The organism is Tibeticola sediminis, from assembly GCF_003843835.1.
GTDB lineage: Bacteria > Pseudomonadota > Gammaproteobacteria > Burkholderiales > Burkholderiaceae_C > Tibeticola > Tibeticola sediminis.
Map to the genome: position 1 here is coordinate 300,691 of NZ_RKQL01000004.1, position 9,663 is coordinate 310,353.

The window sequence follows — 9,663 nt, forward strand, 5'->3', positions numbered from 1 at the left end:
GCGCCGCGCATCCCGGCTACGGGCGGTCTGCTTCGTCGTCGATCTTCCCCGTCGCTTCGGCGATGGCGGCAGTTTGCGCCCGCTCGAGTTCCCGCAGCGCTGCCCGCGCCAGCAGGTGCGAGGCGACCGGCAAGGTCGCCAGCAGAAAGCCCAGCAGCAGCGCCAGTCGCCAGCCCCAGTCGAGGTTCGGGTGCAGCAAGCCCGCGCCGCACAACACGGTGGACAGCGCCAGCGTGCCGGCCTTGGTGGCTGCGTGCTGGCGGCTGAGCGCATCGGGTAGCGCCAGCACACCCCAGGCCGCCACCAGCAGCAGCACACCGCCCAGGGCCAGCAGTGCGCCGCCCAAGAGGCCCAGCCACGCACTCATGGAGCCTCCGGGTCCGCGGGTGCGCCCGGTGTCTGAGCCTCGGGTTCCGCGGGCGACGCCGCGCCGTCGATCAGCCTCGACCAGCCCAGGGTGCCGATGAAGCCCACCAACCCGAGGACCAGCCCCACGTCGAGGAACGCGGTGTGCCCGCTTGCCAGCGCCGTCGCCACGCACAGGGCCACCGCTGCAGCCAAAAAAATGTCGAGGGCGACCACCCGGTCCGCCTGCGTGGGGCCGCGCAACACCCGCACCGCGGCCAGCGCGCTTGCACCGAGCGCGCCGAGGAACAGCACGGTCAGCGCCCAGCCAGGGATGGCGAGGTTCATCGGCACGCTCCAAACAGCGCACACAAGGGCTGCTGGAAGATGCGGCGAATCTCGGCCGCTGCCGCCTCGGCATCGCGGGTGTCGAGCATGTGCACGAGGAATTCATGGCGCTCCGCGTCGATGTCGATCACGGTCGTGCCGGGAGTGAGCGACACCATGGCGGCGAGCAAGGCCACGCCTTGCGGTCGCATCGGCGCGTAAGCCAACCGCCGCAGCCCCGAGGGCGGCAAGGCGCGTCGGCGCAGGCCATAGGTCAAGATGATGAGCAGGGTCTGCGTGCCCGAGACCAGCATCGCGCGCAGAAAACGGGGCGGCAGCACGAGTGCGGCATGCAGACGGCTCATCGGCTCAGTCGGGGGTAGGGTGGCATGCATCTCATCGTCCTCCAAGACTCAGGGCGGCCGCCTGGGCGAAGGTCACGAGGGCATCGGGCGCGAGCCCGAGACCCGCGGTGAGCGCCGCGAGGCCGCCGATCGCCCCCCACGCTGGCGCGAGCGAGCCCGCCACCGCGATCTCGGGGGCAGCTTCGGGTCGGGGTTTCCAAAAGGCCTCCATCCAGATCTTCATCATGGAATAGAGCGTGAGCAGGCTGACCAGCAGCGCGGCCGCCGCCCAGACGTAGCGGTCTGCGGCCAAAGCAGCTTGCAGCACCAGCAGCTTGGCCCAAAAGCCCGACAGCGGCGGAATGCCCACCAGCGAAAGGGCGGGGATGGCGAACAGAAGCGCCAGCCCAGGCCGCGCGCGCGCCAGCCCGCCGATGCGGCGCAAATCGTGGCTGCCCGTGAGCGTCGCGATCATCCCCGCGATGAGGAAGAGGTTGGCCTTCACCAGGATGTGGTGCACCGTGTAGAACAGCGCTGCGGCGTCGCCTGCCGGGCTGCCCAGGGCCACCGCGAGCAGGATATAGCCGATCTGGCTGATGATGTGAAAGGCCAGGATGCGTCGCAGGTCCCAGTGGTAGGCCGCGCCGAGCACGCCGCTCGCCATCGTCGCCACCGCGATCCAGCCCAGGGCTTCGAGCAGTGGCCCGGGCAGTGGGGCTAACACGTCGCCGAGCAGGCGCAGCAGCGCATACACGCCGACCTTGGTCAGCAGCCCGGCAAACAGTGCCAGCACCGGCGCAGGCAGGCTCGGGTAGGCGGCTGGCAGCCAGGCAGCCAGCGGGAACGCGGCCGACTTGAGCAGCAGCGCCAGGCCCAGCATCGCCAGCAGCACCGTGCGGACTTCGGGCGCGACCGCCGGCCAGGCCGTGGTGAGCGCCGCGTAGCCGAGCTGACCCGTGGCTGCGTAGATGAGCCCTACGGCCAGCAACAGCAACAAGGTGCCGACGAGGTTCATGCCCAGGTAACGAAAGCACGCGTCGAGTTGGTCGCGTCGGCCGCCCACAGCCAGCAGACCGAGCGCGCAGATCAGCATCAACTCGAACCAGACGTAGAGGTTGAACAGATCGGCGGTGGCGAACGCGCCGGCCACACCGGCGAGCGTGCCGTGCATCAGCGGCAACACCATCGGGCCGCGCGCGCTCTGGCCTGCAGTGCTGGCGAGAAAAGCAAAGCAGGCCAGGCCGAGCACCGCCGCCACCGCCACCAGCGCGCTGCCGAGCCGGTCGAGCGCAAAGCCGATGCCCATGCCCGCAGGCCAGTTGCCAAACGAGAGCGGCTGAACCTCACCCTGCGCGCTGCGGGCCAGCACCGCGAGCGCGCAGAGCACGAAGCCCACGGAGCCGATGAAGCTCAGCGCCTGCTGCGGGCGTGGGCGGCGGGCGAGCAGCGCCGTGCCCGCTGCGGTCGCCAGCGGCAGCAACAGGATCGACGCGGTCAGCCAGTCCGCCTTCATGGGGTGAGGCTTTCGTCCGCCGACCATGGCGGTTGGACCGGGTCGTCGGCGGGGGGCTCGGCCCAGCGCAGTGCGCGCACATCGTCCGCCACCGTGCGGCGAACCAAGGCCACCACCAGCAGGAGCGAGAAACACATCAGCGCCAAGCCGATCACGATGGCCGTGAGCACCAAGGCCTGCGGCACGGGGTTGGCTGCAGTGCCCAGCGCCTGCGCACCGACGGCGATGAAGGCCGGCTGCGTGGCTTCGAGCCGGCCGCTGCCGAGCAGCGCGAGGTTCACCGCACTGCCGAGCAAGCCGAGGCCGATGACGATGCGCACCACGTCGCGCGAGAGCGCCAGGTACAGGCCCGCGGCCAGCGTGATCCAGAGAGCAAAGGCCAGGGCCCAAATCATGATCGAGCCTCTGGATCGGTCGCGGCCGCAGGGTCTGGGGCCGGCTCGCTCAGATCGAGCAGCGCCAGCGCATAGCCGCCGAGTGCACCCCAGACGCTCAGGTAGACCCCGAAGTCGAACAGCAGCACCGTCGAGACCGGCACGGTGGTGAAGCCGAGCGGCAGCGCCCCCCACACATGCGTGAGATAGGGCTGGCCGAGCGCCCAGGCCGGCAGGCCCGATGCGGCAGCGAGCAACACGCCGGCAGCGGCGAGCCGCTCGGGCGTGCGCAGCGGTAGACGCTGCCGGGCCGCAGCGCTGCCGCGCGCGAAGGCCCACAGCACGCTGGCGGTGACGGCCAGCAGCCCGCCGATGAAGCCGCCGCCGGGCGCGTTGTGGCCGCGCAGCAGCATCCACAGCGACGCTGCCAGCATCAGCGCGTACATGGGCGGTGCGACGACCTCGAGCATCAGCAGGCGTGGGCGGCGCTTCATGGGTCGACCCCGTTTGCCGGCAATTGGGCGTCCATCGTGCGCTCGGGTTCGGACCCGGCCGAGGGCCGGCCCGCATGGCGCAGCAGTGCCGAGGCCGCCAACAACGAGAGCATCACCACGCTGATCTCACCCAGGGTGTCGAGGGCGCGAAAGTCCACCAGGATGACGTTGACCACGTTGCGTCCTTGTGCGGCGACGAGACTGTGGGCGCCCAACCATTCGGACAGGCTCGGGTCGAAGGGCTGTGCCAGCACCACGAGCCATATCAGCGTGAGCACCGTCGCGAGCGCAAGCGCCAGCACCAGGGCGCCGACCCGCCAGCGTGGCTCGGCGATGGCCTGGCTGCGGCCAGTGCGACGCAGCACCCGCAAGACGCTCGCGGCGACGATGACGAACACCGTTTCGACCACCCACTGGGTCAGCGCCACGTCGGGCGCACCCGCCGCAAGAAACATCAGGGCACTGCCCCAGCCCACGAAACCTGCCGCCAGCAGCTGCGCGAGCCGCTCGCGCAGCTGCAGCGATGCGACGGCGCCGATCCCGATCAACAGCGCCGCCCCCGCCGGCAACAGACCGGGCGCCGCCGGGGCGGGCAGGGGCAGGCCAGCGCTCAGCAGAGGCCAGGCCGCCAGGGTCAGCGCGAGCCCGATGGCACCCAAGGCCCGCGTCATGTAGCCGTCGGCTCGGCCGTGCTGCAGCGCCCGGGTGCTGCGCGCCGCCCAGCCGGGCACGGCGGCGAGCAGCCGCTCGTAGTGGGCCAGCATGGAGTAGCGATGCAGTTTCTGCGCCGCGGCGTCGAGCCGTTGGTGCAGTGGATCCCAAGACAGGAACACCGCGGCGCCGAGACCAAAGGTCAGGCCATAGGAGAGCAGCTCCGCATCGAGGCCCGGCGCCAGCGGCGGGGCCGCGGTCGCCCCAGGGACCATGGCCATGCCGGCACCATGCACCAGCGGCGCGGCGAGATGCGGAAACAAGCCGAGCGCGAGCCCGAGCAGCGCGAGCCCCAGCGGCGGCAGCACCAGTGCGATGCTGCCTTCATGGGCCTGGGGCGTCTCGTTCCGACCCGGATGCAGCCAGAACACCCGCACCGCCGCGACCCCGGCCACCGCGACCGCGATGGCGGAAAACACCGTGTTTGCCCAGGCGGCGAAGGCCAGCGCTTCGCCTGCGGCGCGGGCTTCGCCCATCAAGTCTTTGGCCACATAGCCAAACGACAGCGGAACGCCGGCCATCGAAGCGCCGGCCAGCGTGGCGGCCGTGGCCGTCCAGGGCATGGCGTGGCGCAGGTTGCCCAGCCGGTCGATGACGCGGGTGCCAGTGCCATGATCGACGTTGCCGGCGACGAAGAACAGCGGCGCCTTGTACAGTGCGTGCGCCAACAGCAGCGCACCCACCGCCGCGCCCGCACCCTCGCCTCGAAGGCCCACCAGCGCAACCAGCGTGCCCAGCGTGGCCACGGTGGACCAGGCCAGGATGCGCTTCAAGTCGCGTTCGCGCAGCGCCAACACCATGCCCCAGGCCGCGGTGACCGAGCCCACGCCCTGCAGCAGTTGCTCCCACAGACCCCAGCCGTCGAGGCCCGCATCGAGCCGCGCGAGCAGGTACACCCCGAGCTTGACCATGGTGGCCGAGTGCAGATAGGCCGACACTGGCGTGGGCGCGGCCATGGCGTTGGGTAGCCAAAAGTGGAAGGGAAACTGCGCACTCTTGGTGAAGGCGCCCACCAGCACCAGCAGCATGCCCGCGATCAGCACCGGGCTGCGCTCGGCCGTGGGCAGCAGGCCCACCAGCGTGCTGATGCGGCTGGTGCCCAGCGTCTGGGCGATGAGGATGAAGCCCGCCAGCAGCGCCAGCCCGCCGAGCCCGGTGACGAGCAAGGCCTGCTGCGCGCTGCGCCGGCTCGCCGGGCGCTCGTGCTCGAAACCCACCAGCAGGAAGGAGAGCAGGCTCGTCGCCTCCCAGAACAGGAACAGCGTGTAGAGGTTGTCGGCGCTCACGCAGCCCACCATGGCCGCCATGAACAGGCTCAGCAGCAGATACAACCGCCGCTGCCCGGGGTGGCCATGGAAGTAACCGCCCGCGTAGACGAACACGGCGGTACCCACGCCGGTGATCATCAGCAGCATCAGCGCGCTCAGGCCGTCCACACGCCATGCGAGCGCAATGTCGAGCGCCGGCACCCAGGCGGTCTCGAATTGCCAGGGCAGCGGTGCCAGCCGCAGCGCACCCACCAGCGCCGCAAGGGCCATGAGGGGCAGTGCCACAAACGCCGCCACCACCCACGCGGGCGTCCGCGCGGCGGGGCGTGGGGCGGCGGACGGTGTCATGGCAGGCGCGCGGAATTGCAGGGAGTCGGGTGGCGGGCGGGCAGGTCGATGGTGGGGGCCATTCTAGAAGGCGCATCGCGCCGAGCCGTGCCTCAGCTGCCAGATTTCCCTGCGCTCTGTGATTCCAGGAAAAACGTTGATATGCCCGCGTATATGGACCAGTGCTTGCTCCTGAAATCAAAGCGTCAACGCAAGCGCCTGCCGTCGCGTGTGGTCACGGCCTGGTGCGAGACGGATTCCGGGTCGGCGCGCTGGAGGGTGTGGCGGGCGCGCACATGGTCGACGAAGGTCTGGGTGTAGAGCAAGTAGGTGTTGAGCGCGCGGCCCTCGGCCGAGAGCCGGGCCAGGGTGTCGTAGCCGTCGCGTCCGGCGGCGAGGTAGTCGTGGGTGACGAGCACATAGCGCCGTGCGGGCTCGAGCGGCTGCCAGCGGCCGCTGGCTTTGTCCAGCACCTCGACCTGCTGGAAGCGCTGGCGGCGCGGCGCGCGCAGGTCCAGCCGCCAGCGCAGGCCTGCGGCAAAGGGGTGTGAGCCGTCGGAGCGCCCGAGGTCGAGGTGGTTGGCCACGCCGTCTTCCAGCGCCTGCAGCAGCTCGGCGCCAGTGAGTTCGATTTCCACCAGCGTATTGGCAAACGGCAGCACGCGAAACGCGGTCTCCATCGTCAGTGGGCCTGCGGGTATGGGTGTGCGCACGCCGCCGGCGTTTTGCAGCGCAAAGTCCGCGCGTCGGCTGGCGGCGAGGAAGGCCTCGGCAACCGCCTGCGCGGCGTCGGAGCCGCGCGCGAACTGGTGGGCGGTCTCGCAGCCCGGCACGCCCGCGCTGGCGTTGCTGGCCTCGCCCGGCACGCGCACGTGGCACAAGGGCTCGGGTGCGAAACCGATGGGCTGCGCCTTGAGCGCCTCGACCTGTCCCGCGTAGCGCGCGAGAACCGCGGCGGCCTCGGGGCTAGGCTCTTGCCACAGCACGCCGGGGGTCGCGGCCAGCCGTGCGCGGACGGCTTGCAGCGCGGCACCGGTCAGCGCCTGCCAGCGGCCCTGCGCGTCGGCCTGGGCGAGCGGTTCGCCGACGAGCAAAGAGGCGCTGCCGCCGCACGCGCGCACGCGTCCCTCGGCGTCGAAACGCACCACCATGTGCGCGAACACCTTGCCGTATTCCCAGGCCTGGCCGATGCACACCGGCTCACCGTCGGCGTTGCGCGCGGTCGTCGGATAGGGGGCTGCGGCTTCGATGCCCACGGCGCGGAAGTCGCCGAGTAGGGTGTGGGAGTCGCCGCCGATGATGACGTCCACGCCGTGCAGCCGTGCGGCCAGCGCCCGGTCGGCTTCGAAGCCGATGTGCGTCAGCAGCACGATGTGGCGCACGCCGCGGGCGCGCAGATTGTCGATGGCCGACTGCGCGGCTTGCGCTTCGTCTAGGAACTGCGTGCTCGCCAGCGGCCGCGAGGACACGCGCGTTTTGCCCGACACCGTGACGCCCACCAGCCCCACGTCCACACCCTGCACACGGCGCACCGCCCAGGGAAGGAGGATGGGCGCGCCGCCGGGCGCGAGCGGGGTGCCCGCTGCGGGCACGATGTTGGCCGACAGCAGCGCCGGCGGCTGGGCGCAGGGGCCGCGCCCGAGCGCGCCGAGCAGCCGCGCGAGCGTCGCATCGCCGTCGTCGAACTCATGGTTGCCGGGGATGAACGCATCGAAGCAGATGCTGTTCATCAGCGCGGCATCGGCATCGCCCTGGAAGAAGGTGTAGTAGAGCGAGCCGGTGAGCGCGTCGCCCGCGTGGAGCTTGAGCAGCGCGGGCTCGCGGGATGCCAGCGCCTGGAAGGCCGCCGCCTGTCGCGCCATGCCGCCGAGCCCCACGCGCGTCGGCACCCCATCGACCTTGAGCTCGAAGTCGCTCAAGCCGTCGAGCTGCGAGTGGTGGTCGTTGATGTGGGCGATGTGCAGCGTGTAGTCCGCCGCGGTGGGGGCAAACGCGCCGGGGGATGGGTGTGTACACGCCGCGAGCAGCGTGACGAGCAGAGCCGCCAGGCCAGCGCGGCAAGCGCCGCGGGCGAGCCGCCGAATGGCGCGATCCGCCGGTGCCCGGCTGGGCGTGTTCAGAGCGAGGTTCATGGCGGGGATTTTGGCAGGGCGAGGCGCTGGAGCCCCGCGCTTGCACGCGGTGCGGCTCAGGCCAGCGCGCCCGCACCGTGGCCACGGGTGAAGGCTTCCTCAAACACGGAGTAGCCCGACCAGTCGGCATGGGCGAAGCTCAGCCGCCCGGCCCGAGGCGGCGCAAGCCAGCCGCGAGACTCTTTTTTTGAGAGCATCGAGGCACCATTTGACGCTGGCATCCGGCGCAAAAAGGCCAAAACCCCGGGCGCGGGGACGACCATGGCATGGCCGTGCCGCGTCACGGCCATGCGTTGCGCGCGCAGCGGCAGGTCGGGGTGCGGCCCGGCGAGGTCGGCGAGCAGCGCGTCGCGCCAGTGCGTCCACGGTGTTTGGAACAAGTGGGCGCGCACCGCGGGCCCCGTGCCCAGCGCGTGGTACCAGGTCAGCACGGTGGGCGCGGGCGCGGGGGACAGCCGCTGATGCCCGGCGTCCACATAGCCGAGCGCGGGGCTGCCGTAGACCACGTTGTCCCAACTGGGCGCCGCGCCCGGGCGGTCGTGCAGCGGCGCATCGAGCGCGACGTTGACCACTACCCAGCTTGCATGCGGCAGCGCCCGCGCGGCCGCGCGCAGCCAATCGGGCGGCTGCGCCACCACGCGCGCGGCGACGAAGCTCGGCAGCGCGACGATGCAATGCGCGGCGGTCCAGCGCTCGAGCGTGCCGGAGTGCGCATCCCAGGCATCGACCTCGACCGCGTGCCGGCCCGATTCGATGCGTTGCACCACGCGGCCCAGCTGCAGCCGGTCGCCCAGCGGCTCGGCCAGGCGTTGGGCGAGCCAGCCATTGCCCTCGGGCCAGGTGAGGACGCCTTCGCTCTCGTCGGCGGCGGGCGCGTCCTGCGCCGCATGGAAGCCGTGGCGGCTGGCGAAGTAATGCACGCCGGCCCAGGCGGAGACGGTGGCGCTGCCGGCGCCGAAGTCGTCGCGGCAGCAATAGTCGAGGTACCAGCGCAGATGCGGGGCATCGAAGCCTTCGCGCGCGAGCCAGGCGTCGAAAGTCTCGGCGTCGAGCGCGAGATGCACGGCCGACCCAGACGAGCGCGCCGCTGGCAGCGCAAAGCGTGCCTCGCGCCGCAGCGCCTCGATGCGCGCGCCAAAGCGCCGGTACTGCGCGAGCGTGCCCGCATCCACACCCTGCAGCGGCAGCAAGCCGTCTTGCCACGCGTCTTGAAAGAACAGCCGCTCCTGCGGGCTGTGGCAGAGCGTGCGCTCGTCATAGACCCAGCGGCCCGCCACGCGCCGGCGCAGGCCCAATTCCTCGAGCCAGTCCTGCACTTCGAACGCCGCCGGCCCGGGCACCGGCAGGTAGTGCGCGCCCATGGGGCAGGGCAGACCCGCGAGCTGCAGGCCGCGGCTGTTGCCGCCCGGCGTGTCTTCGAGTTCGAGCAGCGCAAAGTCCTCGATGCCGCGTTGGCGCAGCGCCCGCGCTGCGGCCAGGCCTGCAACGCCGCCGCCGGCAATCAGCACCTGCACCCGGCGCGTGCGTGCAGGCGCTGCCGGCGCGGCCAGGTTCGCCGGGTCGCGCAGGCGGTGGCCGCGCTCGAAGGCCACGCCGGCAAAGCCACCGTCGATCACACGGCCGGCGCCGCCCGCGCCCGAGCAGCCCGCCAGCGGCGCCACGCCGGCCAGCGACGCCCATGCGGCGGCACCGAGCAGCCGGCGCCGCGTGGTCAACGGCGCGTCACGCTTCATCCTAAATCCGGCAGTTGGGCGCGCCCGTGCGGGCCGTCATCGGGCGCGCGGGCAAGGCGCAAACCACAGCCATGGCGGGCGCCATGGCGAGGATT

Annotated in this window: 9 protein-coding genes; all 9 read right to left on the minus strand. The window is 71.5% G+C overall.

The genetic code is table 11. The features are described from left to right. Positions 1–16 precede the first annotated feature (16 nt). The 9 genes from EDC62_RS10015 to EDC62_RS10055 all read right to left on the minus strand — a co-directional run bounded on the left by EDC62_RS10015 (position 17) and on the right by EDC62_RS10055 (position 9,568). Positions 17–367: a monovalent cation/H(+) antiporter subunit G gene (locus EDC62_RS10015; protein WP_124223221.1), complete on the minus strand. Its 351-nt coding sequence runs from the start codon at positions 365–367 to the stop codon at positions 17–19. Continuing rightward, a complete protein-coding gene (locus EDC62_RS10020; protein WP_124223223.1) occupies positions 364–693 on the minus strand; it encodes an MrpF/PhaF family protein in 330 nt (109 codons plus the stop codon). The genes EDC62_RS10015 and EDC62_RS10020 overlap by 4 nt, the downstream gene beginning before the upstream one ends. Further along, a complete protein-coding gene (locus EDC62_RS10025; protein WP_170159051.1) occupies positions 690–1,037 on the minus strand; it encodes a Na+/H+ antiporter subunit E in 348 nt (115 codons plus the stop codon). Before EDC62_RS10025 ends, EDC62_RS10020 begins: the two co-directional genes overlap by 4 nt. Before the next feature lie 31 nt (positions 1,038–1,068). After that, a complete protein-coding gene (locus EDC62_RS10030; protein WP_170159052.1) occupies positions 1,069–2,529 on the minus strand; it encodes a complex I subunit 5 family protein in 1,461 nt (486 codons plus the stop codon). Next, positions 2,526–2,924, minus strand: coding sequence for a sodium:proton antiporter (locus tag EDC62_RS10035; RefSeq protein ID WP_124223229.1), 399 nt, complete (start codon positions 2,922–2,924; stop codon positions 2,526–2,528). Before EDC62_RS10035 ends, EDC62_RS10030 begins: the two co-directional genes overlap by 4 nt. Next, positions 2,921–3,397 (minus strand): MnhB domain-containing protein, encoded by a 477-nt coding sequence (locus EDC62_RS10040; protein ID WP_124223231.1) that lies wholly within the window; start codon positions 3,395–3,397, stop codon positions 2,921–2,923. Before EDC62_RS10040 ends, EDC62_RS10035 begins: the two co-directional genes overlap by 4 nt. Continuing rightward, complete coding sequence (gene mbhE, locus EDC62_RS10045) at positions 3,394–5,724, minus strand: hydrogen gas-evolving membrane-bound hydrogenase subunit E (protein WP_124223233.1); 2,331 nt, start codon at positions 5,722–5,724, stop codon at positions 3,394–3,396. The genes EDC62_RS10040 and mbhE overlap by 4 nt, the downstream gene beginning before the upstream one ends. A gap of 185 nt (positions 5,725–5,909) precedes the next feature. Further along, complete coding sequence (locus tag EDC62_RS10050; protein ID WP_124223235.1) at positions 5,910–7,835, minus strand: bifunctional metallophosphatase/5'-nucleotidase; 1,926 nt, start codon at positions 7,833–7,835, stop codon at positions 5,910–5,912. Positions 7,836–7,891: 56 nt separating this feature from the next. Further along, the gene (locus EDC62_RS10055; RefSeq protein WP_124223237.1) at positions 7,892–9,568 is read right to left on the minus strand and encodes an FAD-dependent oxidoreductase; all 1,677 of its coding nucleotides are present in this window, start codon (positions 9,566–9,568) and stop codon (positions 7,892–7,894) included. Positions 9,569–9,663: the final 95 nt, after the last annotated feature.